The 17543-nt window shown below is 47.7% G+C and carries 17 protein-coding genes; all 17 read left to right on the plus strand.

All coding sequences use genetic code 11. From position 1 onward, the window contains the following. Positions 1–24 precede the first annotated feature (24 nt). The 17 genes from metK to rpe all read left to right on the plus strand — a co-directional run bounded on the left by metK (position 25) and on the right by rpe (position 17515). The gene (gene metK / locus GT1_RS06670) at positions 25–1212 is read left to right on the plus strand and encodes a methionine adenosyltransferase (protein ID WP_075755676.1); all 1188 of its coding nucleotides are present in this window, start codon (positions 25–27) and stop codon (positions 1210–1212) included. 198 nt (positions 1213–1410) lie between these two features. Then, on the plus strand, positions 1411–1638 hold the full coding sequence (locus GT1_RS06675) for a heavy-metal-associated domain-containing protein (RefSeq protein WP_188398066.1): 228 nt from the start codon (positions 1411–1413) through the stop codon (positions 1636–1638). A 12-nt stretch (positions 1639–1650) separates the two neighbouring features. Then, on the plus strand, positions 1651–1779 hold the full coding sequence (locus GT1_RS22510) for a hypothetical protein (RefSeq protein ID WP_255430413.1): 129 nt from the start codon (positions 1651–1653) through the stop codon (positions 1777–1779). A gap of 99 nt (positions 1780–1878) precedes the next feature. Next, positions 1879–4299 (plus strand): primosomal protein N', encoded by a 2421-nt coding sequence (gene priA, locus GT1_RS06680; RefSeq protein ID WP_188398067.1) that lies wholly within the window; start codon positions 1879–1881, stop codon positions 4297–4299. A gap of 116 nt (positions 4300–4415) precedes the next feature. Continuing rightward, positions 4416–4868, plus strand: coding sequence for a peptide deformylase (gene def, locus GT1_RS06685; RefSeq protein ID WP_188398068.1), 453 nt, complete (start codon positions 4416–4418; stop codon positions 4866–4868). Positions 4869–4873: 5 nt separating this feature from the next. Next, positions 4874–5815 carry a methionyl-tRNA formyltransferase gene (gene fmt, locus GT1_RS06690; RefSeq protein WP_188398069.1) on the plus strand — a complete coding sequence of 314 codons (942 nt, stop codon included), beginning with the start codon at positions 4874–4876 and terminating at the stop codon, positions 5813–5815. 11 nt (positions 5816–5826) lie between these two features. After that, complete coding sequence (locus GT1_RS06695) at positions 5827–6603, plus strand: DUF116 domain-containing protein (protein WP_188398070.1); 777 nt, start codon at positions 5827–5829, stop codon at positions 6601–6603. 36 nt (positions 6604–6639) lie between these two features. Continuing rightward, complete coding sequence (gene rsmB / locus GT1_RS06700; RefSeq protein ID WP_188398177.1) at positions 6640–7983, plus strand: 16S rRNA (cytosine(967)-C(5))-methyltransferase RsmB; 1344 nt, start codon at positions 6640–6642, stop codon at positions 7981–7983. Positions 7984–7996: 13 nt separating this feature from the next. Beyond that, positions 7997–9055: a 23S rRNA (adenine(2503)-C(2))-methyltransferase RlmN gene (rlmN, locus tag GT1_RS06705; RefSeq protein WP_188398071.1), complete on the plus strand. Its 1059-nt coding sequence runs from the start codon at positions 7997–7999 to the stop codon at positions 9053–9055. Positions 9056–9175: 120 nt separating this feature from the next. Next, positions 9176–9943 (plus strand): DUF3662 and FHA domain-containing protein, encoded by a 768-nt coding sequence (locus GT1_RS06710; protein WP_188398072.1) that lies wholly within the window; start codon positions 9176–9178, stop codon positions 9941–9943. A 20-nt stretch (positions 9944–9963) separates the two neighbouring features. Continuing rightward, a complete protein-coding gene (locus tag GT1_RS06715) occupies positions 9964–10431 on the plus strand; it encodes an FHA domain-containing protein (RefSeq protein WP_304626363.1) in 468 nt (155 codons plus the stop codon). Positions 10432–10436: 5 nt separating this feature from the next. Next, the gene (locus tag GT1_RS06720; RefSeq protein ID WP_075755667.1) at positions 10437–11150 is read left to right on the plus strand and encodes a Stp1/IreP family PP2C-type Ser/Thr phosphatase; all 714 of its coding nucleotides are present in this window, start codon (positions 10437–10439) and stop codon (positions 11148–11150) included. A 5-nt stretch (positions 11151–11155) separates the two neighbouring features. Next, entirely contained in the window at positions 11156–12418 is a 1263-nt protein-coding gene (locus tag GT1_RS06725) for an FtsW/RodA/SpoVE family cell cycle protein (protein WP_188398074.1), read from the plus strand. After that, positions 12411–13838: a penicillin-binding protein 2 gene (locus GT1_RS06730; protein ID WP_188398075.1), complete on the plus strand. Its 1428-nt coding sequence runs from the start codon at positions 12411–12413 to the stop codon at positions 13836–13838. Before GT1_RS06725 ends, GT1_RS06730 begins: the two co-directional genes overlap by 8 nt. Positions 13839–13852: 14 nt before the next feature. Next, the gene (pknB, locus tag GT1_RS06735) at positions 13853–15739 is read left to right on the plus strand and encodes a Stk1 family PASTA domain-containing Ser/Thr kinase (protein WP_075755664.1); all 1887 of its coding nucleotides are present in this window, start codon (positions 13853–13855) and stop codon (positions 15737–15739) included. A 243-nt stretch (positions 15740–15982) separates the two neighbouring features. Further along, positions 15983–16858 (plus strand): ribosome small subunit-dependent GTPase A, encoded by an 876-nt coding sequence (gene rsgA / locus GT1_RS06740; protein WP_075755663.1) that lies wholly within the window; start codon positions 15983–15985, stop codon positions 16856–16858. Then, entirely contained in the window at positions 16859–17515 is a 657-nt protein-coding gene (rpe, locus tag GT1_RS06745; protein ID WP_188398076.1) for a ribulose-phosphate 3-epimerase, read from the plus strand. Positions 17516–17543 lie beyond the last annotated feature (28 nt).

Below are 17543 nucleotides of genomic sequence, written 5' to 3' on the forward strand. Positions count from 1 at the left end.
ATAGAATTTAGGAGGGACAGCACTATGGTAAAACGTGTACTTTTTACATCTGAATCTGTAACCGAAGGCCATCCAGATAAGATTGCCGATCAAATTTCCGACAGCGTACTTGACGCAATTCTGGCTCATGATCCCAATGCCCGGGTAGCTTGTGAAACATTGGTTACCACCGGTATTGTGCATGTGGTAGGTGAAATCACGACCAACTGCTATGTAGATATTCCCAAAATTGTTCGTGAAACCATTAAAAGTATTGGTTATACCCGTGCCAAATATGGTTTTGACGGTGAAACCTGCGGTGTGTTAATTTCTATTGACGAACAGTCTGCAGATATTGCTTTAGGCGTTGATAAAGCTCTCGAAGCCAAGTTAGGCAATATGGATGCCATTGAAGCGATTGGTGCCGGTGACCAGGGTATGATGTTCGGTTATGCTACCAACGAGACTCCGGAATATATGCCATTGCCCATCGCCCTGGCTCACAAAACAGCCCGCCGCCTCTCTGAAATTCGTAAGAACGGCGAGCTGCCATATCTCCGTCCGGACGGAAAAACCCAGGTAACTGTTGAATATGAGGATGGTAAACCGTTACGCATTGATACTATCGTAATTTCAACCCAGCATAGCCCGGAAGTCGACAGAGAAACCATTGAAAAAGATCTTATCGCCAAAGTTATCATTCCGATGGTTCCCGGCGAACTGTTAGATGCGCAAACCAAATACTATATCAATCCTACCGGCCGGTTTGTTGTAGGCGGCCCGCAAGGTGACTCCGGACTGACAGGACGCAAAATTATCGTCGATACCTACGGTGGCATGGCTCGCCACGGCGGTGGCGCTTTCTCCGGCAAAGATCCCACAAAAGTGGACCGTTCTGCTGCCTATGCTGCCCGCTATGTAGCCAAAAATGTCGTCGCAGCAGGCTTGGCCGATAAGTGCGAAATACAATTAGCCTATGCCATCGGTATTGCCCGGCCGGTATCGGTCATGGTAGAAACCTTTGGTACCGCGAAAATTGACGAGAGCAAAATTGTCGAACTGATCAACAAGCACTTTGATTTAAGACCTGCCGGCATTATCAAGTCCCTGGATCTGAGACGCCCCATTTACCGTCAAACAGCGGCATACGGTCACTTTGGCCGCACTGACATAGATTTGCCCTGGGAGCGTACCGATAAAGCCGATATGCTTCGCAAAGAAGCCAATATATAAGAGTAACCGTTCTTGGGATTCAACTAAAAGAGGTTGAGAATCTTAGACAGGGCAGTCAGCGGATAAATGGAGACTTGATTCAGATGAAGTTTTAACCCCATCTGAATCTTAGTCATCGGATAAATATTAATTAATTAGTGGCCAATGGTAATACTAATATTGCTGGAGACTCAATTCAGTAAAAAGGGAGGTATTCCATTGGCCACACAGAAAAATACCACACAATCCGTTTACCGTGTTGGGGGCCTCAAAGGCGACCATTGCCGGAACCGTATTGAGCATACGTTGTCCCACCTTCATGGTGTTTCTTCCGTAAAAGTAGACTTAGCTTCTAAGCAAATTGCTGTCAGCCATGATGCATCGGTGACTTCTAGCGGATATATTGAAGAAACCTTACAATCACTCGGTTATTCAATTCAAGGTTGAGGAGTCTGACATATGAAGCTCCATTTTTCACCGCTGAAAAAGCGCCGGATTAAGCGTTTTTTTAAACGTTTGCCAATGGACACCGGGCTAGATTGGGAAATGGCCGCTCATGATCCCGAAAAACCGGTAGCAGGTATTTGACACTGAAAAGCGAATATAAATATATATGTTAGCTAACAAAGGGGACTGCATAGTCCCCTTCTCTTTATCCTTAAGAAAAGAAAGCCAGGTGTAGAAAAAATGGCAAACACCGCTCAAATTATTGTAAATATCCCTGCCCGCAGCATTACTAAGCCTTTTTCCTACATTATTCCAGCTCACTTACCTGAGATCACTATCGGCTGGCGCGTACTAGTTCCGTTCGGCAACAGGAAGGTAGAAGGGTTCGTTGTCGGTCTGGAACCCGAATGTACGGAAGGCTTAAAAGCCATCCTTGCTATACTTGATGATTACCCCTGGTTTGATGACAATATGTTGAAAACAGCCAAATGGATAAGCCAGTATTATCTCAGTTCACTGGCCGAAGCCATGCGTCTGTTCGTTCCCGGCCTGTCGGGAGTAAAAACGCAAAAAGCCTATCAGGCATCTGCCGCAATGGATTATGAAGCGGCAGCCATTCTGCTCGCCAACAAGCCGGAGGAATACCGCCAGGCACTCACCTATATTTATGCTCATGGTCCGGTTAGTCTCAAAGATCTTGCCAAACTTCCCGGTAACATAGATGCTATGATAAAATTTTTTTTACAACATAAACTAATTATTCATGCAGATACTGTCAATACACGCGGCAAAGCCAGTACAACGACAATTATTAACTTGGCTGTCAGCAAGGAAACTGCTGCTCAAGCTGAGCAAATGCTGCCCAAAACCAGGGCAGCCCAGCGCCGGCTTTTGCAGGCACTCCTGCAGAATAATGAACTTGCCTTGCCCCAGTTGCGCCACCTTAATATTACGCAAGCCACTGTGAAAAAATTAGCAGAACAAGGGCTCATTACCAGCCGCAGTGTACCGGTGCTCCGCAACAGCTATGACAGCGTCTGTCAGCAGGCTGCCGAGGTATCATTGACACAACCGCAGCAGCACGCCTTACAGCTAATAATTCCAGCCATTAAAGCCGGGACGCATAAATCTTTTTTGATTCACGGCGTTACCGGCAGCGGCAAGACTCTTATTTATATCAAGGCTGTCGCTGAAGCCCGGCGACATAATCGCCAAGCCATTGTCCTGGTGCCGGAAATTGCTTTGACAAGTCAGCTTGTCGCCCGTTTTCGGGCAGCGTTTGGTAATGATGTTGTTGTTATCCACAGCAAACTATCAGTCGGCGAACGGCACGATGCCTGGCGCCGCCTCCAGTCCGGCCAGGCTGGCATTGTTGTTGGTGCACGTTCGGCCTTATTTGCACCTGCCCGCGATCTGGGCATAATAATTATCGATGAAGAACATGAGTTTACTTACAAACAGGAAGAATCTCCCCGTTACCATGCCCGGCAGGTTGCCTTAATCCGGGCCAGACTGGCCGGTGCAGCCCTGGTACTGGGCAGCGCTACCCCGGCGATAGAAACTTACTTCCAGGCACTTAACGGCACCCATACATTAATCTCTATGAATAAACGGGTTGATGATGTGCCAATGCCGGAAGTTACGCTTGTTGATATGCGCCAGGAATTGGCACAAGGACGCCGCAGCGTCATTTCACTGCCGCTGCAGGAGATGTTAGCCAGAGCCCTGGCAAAAAAGGAGCAAGCCGTTATCCTGCTTAACCGGCGCGGCTATTCTACCTTTGTCCTGTGCCGCGAATGCGGCCATGTGCTCAAATGCAGACATTGTGATATTTCACTGGTATATCACACCCCCGGCAATAGCCTTCGCTGCCATTACTGTCAGGAACGCCATACTGTGCCTGATACTTGTCCTGAATGCGGCAGCCGGTATATCCGTTATTTTGGCGCCGGTACCCAGAAGGTGGAAGAGGCACTTACCGCATTATTTCCGGCGGCAAAAATTGTGCGTATGGATCAGGACACCACCAGAGGCAAAATGGCACATGATAAAATATTAGCGGCTTTCGCCGCCGGAACGTATGATATTTTGTTAGGCACACAAATGGTAGCCAAAGGTCACGACATTCCTAATGTAACGGCAGTTGGAATTATCTCGGCAGATACTGCGCTTAATCTGCCCGACTTCCGGGCAGCCGAACGGACATTTGCGCTCTTGACGCAAGCGGCAGGGAGAGCGGGACGCGGCGCAAAGAGCGGGCAGGTAGTAATGCAGACATATAATCCCGAGCACTATGCGATAACTGCCGGAGCAGAACATAATTATCCGGCATTTTATGAACATGAGATTACCTTCCGTCGTCAACTGAACTATCCACCGTTTGCTAATTTGATAAAAATAACAGTACAGGCTGCCGACGAAATCATGGTGCACCAGAGTGCTAACAAATTGGCAGGCGAACTGGCTCAAGCAATGGCGGGAATAGCTGCCGACATTATTGGACCGTTTCCGGCATCGGTTCATAAAATAAAAGACGTCTTTCGCATTAATATTCTAATCAAAACAGAGGATCCAGCTGCCGTGACCAGCCTGTTCACATCTTTGCACATTAGCAGCCGCAAAGATGTGGTTATTGACGTAGACCCTGTAAATGTCATCTAACCTCACATTGAATTATTTTGTCAAGACTTGACTCGTGTATTTGACACTTTCGTCACCTGCTAAACTGTGATAAAATTTGTCTAATGGCCTGAAAGGAAAGAGGGAGGTACAAAACCATGCCAGTAATGGAAATTAAAAAGGCAGGCGACAAAGTGCTTAAAGATATTGCTGCGCCTGTAGAAAAGATTGACCGCAAAATTAAACAATTGCTTGACGATATGGCTGAAACCATGTATGCCGCCGACGGGATAGGACTGGCTGCTCCGCAAGTGGGAGTATCCATGCGAGTGGTAGTTATCGACATTGGTGACGGCATTATCGAACTGATTAATCCGGAAATCATTAACAAAGAGGGCTGTGAAAATGGTACAGAAGGCTGTCTGAGTGTCCCAGGCATGTATGGGGAAGTAGAAAGGTATGGGACAGTAACGGTGGATGCGCTGAATCGCAGCGGCAAAAAAATCCGGATTTCCGGTTCCGGCCTGCTGGCACGTGCTCTGCAACATGAAATAGACCATCTTAACGGCATTTTGTTTATCGAACTGGCAAAAACCATACATAAGGGGTAGTTGTAATGGGAAAATTGCGTACGGTATTTATGGGCACACCCGACTTTGCGGTACCTTGTCTGGATATGCTTATAAAAGAAGGTTATCCGGTAGCCGGGGTCATCACGCAGCCTGACCGCCCTAAGGGGCGCGGTCAGAAACTGGCCTACTCACCGGTTAAAGAAGCTGCGCTGGCATACAATCTGCCTGTTCTGCAGCCTGCCAGCATCAAAACTGATGACAGCTACAACCAGATTGCCGCCCTTAACCCTGATATTATTATTGTTGTTGCTTTTGGACAACTTTTGCCCAAAAAGCTGTTAGAACTGCCGGCCTACGGCTGTATTAATGTACATGCCTCGCTGTTACCCAAATATCGTGGCTCAGCACCCATTCACTGGGCTATTATCAACGGAGAAACCGCCACCGGTATTACCACCATGTATATGGATGTCGGCATGGATACCGGGGATATGATTGCCAAAGCCGAAATACCCATCCTCCCGACAGATACGACCGGCAGCCTGCATGATAAATTAAAGGATCTTGGTGCAGACGTATTATCAGATACTCTCCGGCAACTAGCGGCAAACAGCGCACCGCGCGCAGTACAACAAGAGTCTGAAGCAACCTATGCCCGGATGTTGTGCAGAACTACGGAACGTATTGACTGGCATTTGCCGGCAACAGCCATACATAACCTCGTACGAGGCCTGAATCCCTGGCCGGGAGCATATTGTAACTATCAAAATAAATCACTGAAAATCTGGCAGACTAGAGTACATGACGATTCACAATCCTGTTCAGTTCCGGGACAAATTATCCAGATAACCAAAACAGGATTGGTTGTTGAAACAGGTAAAGGGACAATTGAATTATTGGAAGTACAGCCTGAATCCAAACGACGGATGAAAGCAAGCGACTGTGTTTGCGGCTATTGTCTTACCGTAGGCAACCTATTGGAGTAGAAGGTGAAAGTATGATTGAAGTAGCTCATCGTCCTCGCAAACGTCTGTTTTTAATACTTATTCTCATCAGTTTATGTATTGCAACCATCTCAAGTTATGGTTTATGGATCGTCAGTCTGCCCGGTCTGGCTAACATCAGCAGCTATTTACCCATGATTCTCGGCGTAGTTTTGGCTGCGGTAATTTTGGCCGCTGCCTTTGGTGTTATCGGCATCATCCTGGCTATTTTGGGGTTTAATACCCTGGGAATGTTCCAGGGAGTGGCCTGGTCGGCCATTAATCTGTTATTTCCTCTTGCCATATGTGTGGGCAAGCTTTTTGACGTTGAAAAAGAACGTATTGAACGCTCGTTTATTGAGGTCAGCAACCATTTAATCAAACACAAGAACATCGTCGTAGAGTCCGGTAAGCTGCTGATTATGACCCCGCATTGCCTGCAGCATGAAGACTGCCCGCATAAAATTACCCGCAATGTTGCCAATTGCCGCCGCTGCGGCCTTTGTCCCATTGGTGACCTGACCACACTTGCCGAAAACTATGGGGTTCACATCGCAGTGGTAACCGGTGGTACTCTGGCGCGAAAAGTAATCAAAACAATCCGCCCGCACGCCGTACTGGCCATTGCCTGTGAACGCGACCTGACAAGCGGCATTCAGGATGTTTTTCCCATCCCTGTCATTGGTGTACTTAACAGCAGACCACATGGTCCCTGCTGCAACACACAAGTCAACCTTGAAAAGGTCGAACAAGCGCTCCAAAGCTTTGTTGCGAATAAGAAGCATAAATAATAAATAAAGATGGTGGCAGCAATGACCGCAAAAAAAATTGACGCCAGGGAAGTGGCGCTGAAAATAATTAATGAGGTTGAAACTAACGGCGCCTATGCCAACATTGCCCTTGCTAAAGAAATAAACCGGCGTACGGCCCAGGGACAGCTTTCTGATCAGGACCGGCGGTTTATTACCGAACTGGTTTACGGTACTGTCAAAGCAGGCGCGACTTTGGACTGGCTGCTCGGCCTCTATCTGAACCGTTCACTCACCAAAGTAGCACCTGTTATTAGAAACATCCTGCGCCTGGGTATCTATCAACTGTTTTTTCTTGAAAAAGTACCGGCTTCCGCCGCTTGCAACCAGTCGGTAGAATTAGCAAAGAAATATGGTCATGCCGGTACCGTTAAATTTGTTAACGGCGTGCTGCGCAATGCCGCCCGCAGTCCGGAAAAAGTTGTGTATCCCGACCGGGACAGTCAACCGGTAAAATATCTTGCATTAAAATATTTCCACCCTGAATGGCTGGTTGAACGGTGGGTGGAACGCCTGGGTGTAACCGCTTGTGAAGCTTTGTGCCAGACTAACAATACCATACCGCCGCTTTCCTTACGCACCAATACTATCAAAATCAATCGCGACAGACTCCTGCAGCGCTTAGCCGGCGAAGGCGTAGCCTGTCAGGCGTCAGCCTGGACGCCTGAAGGAATTGTCTGTCAGGAACATCCGGGCCTGGGTACTCTTACCTCCTTGCAGGAAGGTCTGCTTCAGGTCCAGGACGAAAGCTCCATGCTGGTCGCGCACATCTTAGACCCAAAACCCGGCGAATTTATCATCGATGCCTGTGGCGCACCTGGCGGCAAAACTACACATATTGCGGCCCTGATGAATAATGCCGGGAAAATATTATCCACCGATATTTATGAGCATAAACTGGCACTTATCCGGGAAAATGCCGCCCGTCTGGCATTGACTAATATAGAAACCAGGGCACTGGATGCCGTCAATTTAGGCAGCATGTTCCCGCTTAAGGCAGATAGAGTACTGGTAGACGCTCCTTGCTCCGGTCTGGGGGTGCTCCGGCGAAAACCTGATTCCCGCTGGCGCAAATCACCCGAAATATTGCGCGACCTGCCTAAATTACAAGCTGCTATCTTAGCCAGCGCCGCTCAATGTGTAAAGCCCGGCGGCGTTCTGGTATACAGCACCTGCACAACCGAGCCTGAAGAAAATCAGGATATTGTTTGTGATTTTTTACGTGCACATCCTGACTTTAGTCTTGAGCCCACAGGTCAGTACCTGCCGGCCCTGAAGCGTCCTGACAAGCTGCTGCAGCTCTGGCCGCACACCGACAGTATTGATGGTTTTTTCATCGCTCGTATAGCGCGTCAACAGTAAGGCGGTAAGTAATATGACAACTACAGCAAAATTAGAATTGTTCGGGCTGTTTGCCGCTGAGATTGCAGAGGCCATACGGCCTTTGGGATTAGAAGCATACCGCGCCAGGCAAATTGCCGAATGGTTGTATAAGCACAATGTCCGTGACTTTAGTGCCATGACTAATTTGTCCAAAGACCAGCGAGTTAAGCTTGATGACCAATTTACCATTACCCAGCTTCGGCAAAAGGCGGTTCAACACTCGGGCGATGGCCGGACAAGCAAGTTTTTGCTGGCCTTTCCTGATGATATGGCTGTCGAAACAGTTCTCATGCGTCAACCTTATGGCAATAGCGTTTGTATATCCACTCAGGTTGGCTGTGCTATGGGCTGTACTTTTTGTGCATCCACCTTGGGAGGGTTAGCCCGAAACCTTACCGGCGGAGAAATACTCGCTCAGGTGCTGTACATCCAGGAGCTGTTAACACTTGAACAACAAAAGGTAGACTCTATTGTTATTATGGGTTCAGGAGAGCCTTTGGCAAATTATGATAACGTGCTGCGTTTTATTCGGCTTATCCATGAAGCCTACTGTCTGAATCTGAGTTACCGCAGTATAACCTTGTCAACATCCGGACTTGTTCCTGAAATTGACAGATTAGCCCAGGAGTCATTGCCGCTCACGCTGTCAATCTCATTACATGCACCTACGAATGAACTGCGAACCAGACTTATGCCGATTAATAAGCGTTATCCGCTCGAACAAGTGCTGGCGGCAGGTGACCGCTATTCTGCCGCCACAGGCAGACGTGCCACTTATGAATATACTTTGATTGCCGGCATTAATGACCAGCCGTCACAGGCTGCCGAATTGGCGGTTCTGTTAAAAGGCAGGTTGGCTAACGTCAATCTAATTCCCATTAACCCGGTACCTGAACGGGGATTACTCCGTCCTTCGCCGGCTGAGGTTGTTAGATTTGAGCAACTGTTAAAGGCGCAGCATATTAATGTAACTGTCAGACGCGAGATGGGAACAGATATTGATGCCGCTTGCGGCCAATTGCGCCACAAAATAATTTTAAATAATGGTTAATTTTGACTAGCTCAGCAATATCGCGTATAATAAAGGAAATGCGTCCTGTACGCTGAATTTTAGCAAAAGCGGATGCCGGAGCAGAATGAAAGATTTAAGTGCTTAGCAGGAGTGTTATATTTGAAAATTGTTCGCAATATCGAAAATTTTTTTGAAAAATATATCGAAGGGTTCTTTAATAAGCAGTTTTCCAGCAGCCTGCAACCGGCTGAAATTGCCAAGCAATTGGCCAGGAAAATGGAAGATGAGCGTACGGTTGGCGTATCCTGCGTTTATGTGCCAAACCACTACGCGGTCTATATAAACCAGGAAGACTACGAACGGCTGGAGCCTTGTGCGCCAGCCGTGTGTGGTGAATTATCGATGTATTTGAGCCAAGAAAGCCGCAGTAAAGGTTATACTATGGCTGGCTGCCCTCAAATCGAACTCTTTGCTGATGAACAATTAAGCAAACAGGAGTTCAGGATTACGTCAAGTTTCACCGAAGCTCCCGCCGAAGAAAGTGACAACCAGCTTGACGTTATCCCTGATGCCGGCGATACCAGGATATTCGACAAAATGGAGCCCATGCTCCTAACCCGCCCGCCACAGCAGCTTTTACATGGCTTATTGACCGTAATTGACGGCTTGGATGCCGGGTTAAAAATTGACTGCACTGTTAACCGGATAAACATTGGTCGCCGTAATACGAATGAACTGCCGCTGACAGACATGAATACCTCACGTCTGCACGCATATATTGTGTATGAAGAGAACTCTCATGTTATTCACGATGCCAAAAGTCTTAACGGCACTTATGTCGGCAACCAGCGTATTACCCACAAGCAGTTGAAAAGCGGTGACAGAGTAAAAGTGGGGAACACTGTGATTTTGTATGAGGTGAAGTAGAATTGCCCGGAAAAATGCAGGTGTTTAATCTTGTTGTAATAGCCTTGCAGTATAGCCTGGTGATACTGCTCTATTACTTTTTGTACCATGTAATAAAAATTGCAGTCAAGGATTTGACAGGCTTGTCAGATCCGGTGAAGAATACTGTTTTGGTCAGTTCTGAACTGCAGGCGGCAGCCGGTAGTGATACACCGCCGCCCAGGCTTGTAGTCATTGCCGACAAGCAAGCCTTGCTGTCACAAACCAGTTTTGTCATAAGCGACAGTTTAACAATAGGACGCAGTGAGCATAATGATTTAGTAATTAATGATAGTTTTGTTTCACATGAACATGCCTGCATCTCCAAATCGAAGCATAACTATCTGTTAGCTGATTTAAGCAGCACAAACGGCACGCTCGTTAACGGCCAACCGATTGAAGAAGAAATTGCTTTAGCGGATGGAGATGTAATACAGATTGGAGCGGTTACTCTTACGTTTGAGAGGTGATTTCCATGCTGGCATTTGCACAGTCAGACATTGGTATGGTACGCAAAATCAATGAAGATAGTTATGTTTTTTCGCCGCCACACTTGTTTGTAGTTGCCGACGGCATGGGTGGACATGTTGCGGGGGAAATTGCCAGTAGCCTTGGAGCCAGTACTATCCAGGAACATATCCAGAAAATTGAACAACCTGCCAACTGGGAACAGGTATTAAAAGAAGCAATTGACAAAGCCAATTGCATTGTTTACCAGATGTCCCAGAACAAAAGCGAATGTCAGGGTATGGGGACTACCGTTACTGCCATATATGCTGACGGTACTGAGATATGCTGGAGCCATGTCGGGGATAGCAGATTGTATTTAATCAGGGACAGCATATTACAGCAAATAACCAGCGACCATTCACTTGTTTGGGAACTGGTGCAAAGCGGCAACATCACCAGTGAGGAAGCACTGGTTCACCCGCACCGCAATATTTTGACAAGGGCTGTGGGCACCAGTGATACCATATGCATAGATTCAGGCAGATTTTCCTGGCAGCCTGGCGATAGTTTGCTGCTATGCACTGATGGATTAACCAATATGCTTAGCGAAGAAGTTATACTAAGGATTTGCACACAGCTAGACCAGCCGCAGACGATTGTCAATACCCTGGTAGAGCAAGCACGGGATGCCGGCGGCTATGACAATATTACAGCTATTCTCGTGCAATATAAGGGTTAGCTTATATGAAGCAGGTAAAACAAGCTGAATTTGGACTACTCCTACTGGCTGGTGTCATTTTAATCAACGGGTACCTTGCAGTTACCCTGTCAAACCAGCAATTTACTTACCAAATGCTTAGTATTATCGTTGGGTTAATCGGCTTGTGTATGACAGCATCATTACTTGTTCGCCGTTTTTGCACTGCTGCCGATCCGTTAATATTGCCGTTAGCCGTATTTTTAGCATCTATCGGGCTAACACTTATTATAAGACTTCGTCCTGATTTATTTATTCCGCAAGTTATCTGGTTAGCGATAGGGCTGGTGGCCTTTGTCGTTACGGCGGCATGTTTTCGCCAAGCCGATGCTATCGCTAAATATAAATACCTGTGTGGTATAACCGGTGTTGCATTATTGATCATCACTATCCTGTTTGGCGTAGACATCGGCGGCAACAAAAACTGGATTATCCTAGGTCCGGTAAGATTTCAGCCTTCCGAGTTTGCCAAATTGCTGATTATTATATTTTTAGCCGCTTACTTAAGCGAAAGACGTCAACTTTTAACATTTGCCACCAGACACTACGGTCCGTTTACTTTGCCTCATCCGCGTTTTATCGCCCCTTTATTGGCCTTGTGGGGTTTAACCATGGCTATGCTTATTGTCCAGCGTGACTTAGGTTCAGCTTTGTTGTATTTTGGCACAACGGTAACCATGGTTTATATGGCAAGCGGCAGACTAAATTATGTAGTATTGGCACTTGGTTTGTTTTTTGCCGGTTCAACGGTGTGCTATCTGCTATTTCCTCATGTTCAGACCAGAATTGATATTTGGGCCAATCCCTGGGCCGACCCTACCGGCCAGGCATATCAGATTGTTCAGTCGCTGTTTGCTCTAGGCTCAGGCGGTATTCTTGGCAGCGGCCTGACATTCGGTTATCCCACTATCATACCGGAAGTACACACTGATTTCATCTTTGCCGCTATTGGTGAAGAGTTGGGGCTAATGGGTACGACTGCCGTAATGCTTGCTTATATGCTTATTGTCTACCGGGCTTTTCGCGCAGCGTTAATCTCGCCAACTCCATTTACCATGCTGCTGGCCGGTGGTTTAGGAGTCCTTACAGCACTGCAGGTTTTTATCATTATTGGTGGTGTCACTAAGTTTTTACCGCTGACCGGCATAACCCTGCCACTGATCAGTTATGGCGGCAGCTCCATGGTCTCAAGCTTTATCCTGCTGGGTATGTTATTTGCCATATCGGAGGCGACAGCACCCAATGAATAATCATAAAAAGCTTCCACATCAGGCAATCCGCCGGAGTATCCGGCAAGCCGCGCTGTTTTTGGTCGGTCTGCTGGTGCTGCTGTTTGGCTATGTGACATATCTGCAAGTTATTGCAGGCAACAGTCTTGCCTTTCACCCGCTTAACCGTCGCACAGCTGAAGCCTCCCTCAAAGTGGAGCGCGGCCAGATTGTCGATAGTCAGGGAAACGTGCTGGCTGTAAGCAAACGGTCGGCACAAAAAGAGTATCAGCGGGAATACCCATATGATACATTATTTGCCCATATTGTGGGCTATGACCATCCCAAGTATGGCAAAACCGGTCTTGAAAGCAGTTATGACGGCTACCTGTCAGGTCAAATAAATCCTGAACGGCGGTTAGGTGCAGTCAGCCAGTTATTTACCAGCAGTGCAGGCAACACTATTACCCTCACACTTGATGCCAGGCTGCAGCAAGCTGCTTATCAGGCACTGGGTAACAGACGCGGCGCAATTGTTGCCATATCGCCGCAAACTGGTGCCATATTGGCTATGGTCAGCCGCCCCGGTTTTGATCCCAATACGCTTGCAGCTAACTGGGATACCCTTTCACAGGCAGTGGGCAGCCCCTTGCTTAACCGGGCTACCCAAGGGCTATACCCGCCAGGCTCCATCATCAAAGTGCTGGTAGCCGAAGCTGCCTTGGCTGAGCGGGCGGCCAATGTCAACCAGCAGTTTACTTGTACCGGTTCACTAAAAATCGGTTCAGATTATACACTGCCGGAAGTCGATCACCAGGCGCATGGCAAAGTGACGTTAGAACAAGCGCTGGCTGTATCCTGCAACGTTACTTTTGGTCAGTTAGCGCTGAATTTGGGGCGGGATAAGATGGCTAAACACTATGAGCGCTATGGTTTGGCTCAGCCGCCTACAGGCGATATTCCGGTAAGTGCCGGCAGGCTGCCTGCTTTTTCCAAGTTAAGTGACGGCGATTTAGCCCAAACCGGCATAGGTCAGGGAAGTCTGTTAGTCACACCGCTTAGCATGGCGATGCTGGTATCGACCTTTGCCAACAAGGGAACTATAATGAAACCATATCTAGTGCAAAGAGTTACGGCTCCCGACGGCACTGTGCTCAAAGAAACTTCACCGGAAAAATGGCTGTCGCCGGTGGATGCCAAAATTGCCGGTCAGGTTGCCGCTATGATGGTAACTGTGGTAAATAAAGGAACAGGTAGCAGAGCTGCGCTGCGCGGTATTGAGGTTGCCGGCAAGACCGGTACAGCCGAAAATCCCCATGGCGCATCACATGCCTGGTTTATTGGCTTTGCTCCGGCTGACAACCCGCAAATTGCGGTAGCCGTGATTATTGAAAATGCCGGTTCAGGCGGTGCCTTTGCCGCACCCGCGGCCCGGCAAATATTTGTACAGGCATTACGTTAGGGGGGAGGGAACTGATGCTCAATCGCACACTTGATGATCGTTATACAATATTAGAACGAATTGGCGGCGGCGGAATGGCCGATGTATACCGCGCCCATGACAAACTGCTGGACCGTTCAGTAGCTGTTAAAGTGCTGCGTTCCCAGTTTACTGATGACGAAGAATTCGTCAGCCGTTTCCGGCGGGAAGCGCAGGCTGCAGCCCGGCTTTCTCACCCTAATATCGTTAACATCTACGATGTTGGTCTTGATGAACAAGCCTACTACATTATCATGGAATACATCTCCGGGGAAACATTGAAGGATAAAATTGAGCGCGAAGCACCGCTGCCGGTAGAAACAGCCGTGCGTATTGCTATCGAAATAGCAGAAGCGCTTGAGCACGCTCACCAGAATAATTTGGTTCACTGCGATATCAAACCGCATAATATTTTAGTCACCCGGTCAGGACGGATAAAAGTAACCGACTTTGGCATTGCCAGAGCAGTTACTTCTTCTACTATGACTAACTCCGGTACCATTATCGGCTCAGTGCATTATTTTTCGCCCGAGCAAGCCAAAGGTTCTGCTGTTGGTGCTAAATCCGACATCTACTCTCTGGGCATCGTGCTCTATGAAATGCTGACAGGCCATGTTCCATTTGCCGGTGAATCGCCAATTAGTATTGCACTAAAACACATACAGGAAGACCCTAAGCCGCCCCGTGAATTAAATCCGGAAATACCACCATTGGTTGAAGCTATTATAATGAAAGCAATACATAAAGATCCGGCAGCCAGGTTCAGTGATATCGGTGAGATGATTGCCGATTTTACCATGGCGCAGAATTATTTAAGTGATGACCGTACCCGCAGATTATCCCGCAATGATTTTCCCACCCAGATATTGCCGCAAATTACATCACCGGCAGAACACGAACGGCCGCAGGGATCAGCGCAAGCAGACTCCCGGCTGCCTCATTCAAACGGGAAAAAACGGCCTAAAATCTGGCTATGGGCAGTATTATTCTTCTTATTAATTGGCTCAGCACTTGCTGCCTTTTTGGGTTTTGGCAAATTCTGGAGCCTAAGTGAGGTTACTGTTCCCAATGTCGTCGGCAAACAGGCCGAGGCGGCGAAAAATATTATCACCAGCCAGAATCTCAGGGTTTCGGTTTCAGATGCTTTCAGTGACAAAGTGCCGGAAGGCTATGTTATTTCCCAGCAGCCTGAAGCGGGAACAACAGTGAAAGAGCAGCGCATGATAACGATCATTGTCAGTAAGGGCGGCGAAATCATTGGTGTCCCTGACTTACGTGGTCTTAACCGCCGGGATGCGGAACTGCAAATTAAAAATTACGGCCTTAAATTAGGCCGGATTGACGAACAATTTTCCCCAGATGCTGCACAGGATACCGTTATCGGCCAGAATCCGCGGCCACCGGCACAAATAGAAAAAGGCACAGCCATTGATATTGTAATAAGCAAAGGTGCTGAACCGAAAAAAGTAGTGTTGCCTGATTTCCAGGGATCATTGTTAGACACCGTTGCCACTCAGCTCGAGAGCCTAAAACTCAAGCAGGGGAATGTAACCGAAACACCAAATGATAAATATCCGCCGGGAACCATTGTCAGCCAAAATCCGCCACCGGCTACCGAAGTAGCGGAAGGCACAACCGTTGATTTTTCTGTTGCCAAAGGAGTACCAGGCGCAGTCAAGCGGGCAGTGGTGCAGGTAACCGTACCTGACGGCCCGTCCCGCCAGCAGCTGCAAATCGTCGTCACCGACACCAACGGACGCCGGATTGTTTATGAAGGCGCGCACAAACCTGGTGCGCGAGTGGAAAAAACAGTTGAAGGCATCGGCCAGGTGCGTGTTCAGGTGTATATTAACGAAAAGCTGCTGCAAGAGCAAACAATATAAATAGTAAATGGAAACTTGCTTCAGATGGGGTTAAACCCCATCTGAAGCTTAGTCGGAATTATCCAGTGACTTAGCGTTCGCCTGTGCCCGTAGGGGTAAAGCTCCCGCTTGCAGAAGCGGGAGCTTTAGAGCGGGTTAGTCATCGGATAAAACAAAAAATGGGTTATCATCTTAACCCATTTTTATGCATCAAGGCAGCGTGTTTCCGCACACGCCTGAATTTGCTGAATTAGGAGGCCTCATGTGCTCAACGGTATTGTAGTAAAAGCCTATAACAGTTACTACTATATACAATCAGGCAGCAAAATTGTCAGTTGCAATCTGCGCGGCCGGTTTAAAAAAGAACGGTTTTCGCTCACAGTAGGTGATGAAGTAACCTATACCATGACCGGACCGGACAAGGGCGTTATTGAGGAAATTTTACCCCGGCGCAGTATCTTAAAACGCCCGCTGGTTGCCAATATTGATCAGGTGGTATTGACTTTTGCGGCCGTTAATCCTGATATTAATCCAGCTTTAGTTGACAGATTTTTAGTTGTTGCCGAGTATTCGGAGCTGGACATAATTATCTGCATCAATAAGACCGATTTAGCTGATCTTGATGCTGTGTCACAACTTGCCGGACGCTATGAGCAAATTGGTTATAAAGTACTCACCGCCGCTGCCAAAGCGGGTACAGGTATTGATACGCTGCGCTCACTTCTTTATAATAAGATTTCCGTCTTTGCCGGTCCTTCAGGAGCAGGCAAATCAACGCTGCTTAACGCTATCCAGCCAGGTCTTGAGCTAACTACCGGCGAAGTCAGTCACAAAATCGGCCGTGGTAAACATACCACCCGGTTTGCCGAGCTGCTGCCGCTGGCAGGCGGAGGTTTTGTCGTAGATACTCCGGGGTTTAGCTTTACAGAGTTTAATGACATGGAAGCAGCCCATCTCATGGATTATTTTCCTGAAATCGCAGCAGTTGCTCCAGCATGTAAATTCAATACCTGTCTCCATTACAAAGAGCCGCAGTGTGCTGTTAAGCAAGCGGCAGCAGACGGAAGAATTCATGCAGACCGCTATCAGTCCTATCTTGAGATACTGACTGAAATTAGAGAAAACAAGAAGGGATACTAAATGACGAAGACAATCAAGATTGCTCCATCCATACTATCGGCCGATTTTTCCCGGTTGGCTGATGAAATAACTAAAATTGAGCAGGCAGGTGCCGACTGGGTACACATTGATGTAATGGATGGGCATTTTGTTCCCAATCTGACTTTTGGGCCACCAGTTGTTGCTGCCATTCGCAAAGTTACCCCATTACCGTTTGATGTTCACTTAATGGTTAATAATCCGCAAGACCTGATTGAGCCATTCGCCAGAGCAGGAGCCGATATTATTACCGTTCACGCCGAAACAGCCCCCCATTTGCACCGGCTGATTCAAACCATTAAAGAACTGGGAAAAAAGGCAGGCGTTTCACTAAATCCGTCAACACCCTTGTCGTTAGTGGAAGAAGTGCTTGCCGATGTCGATATGCTGCTGATTATGAGTGTTAATCCCGGATTTGGCGGACAAAAGTTCATACCCAGCGCAGTGGATAAAATCGCCCGGTTAAAAAGTATGCTTGATGAACGAAATCTTATCGTCGATATTGAAGTTGACGGCGGTATCAATGCCGCTACCGCCCGCCAGGTAATAGCTGCCGGTGCCAACATTCTGGTTGCCGGTTCTGCGGTTTACGGTGCACCCGACATACCGCAAGCAATTAATGCGATTCGCGGGACTTGATTATATTGTCGTTTAATGGTAACATATA

The organism is Sporomusa sp. GT1 (assembly GCF_014634905.1).
Classification (GTDB): Bacteria; Bacillota; Negativicutes; order Sporomusales; family Sporomusaceae; genus Sporomusa; species Sporomusa sphaeroides.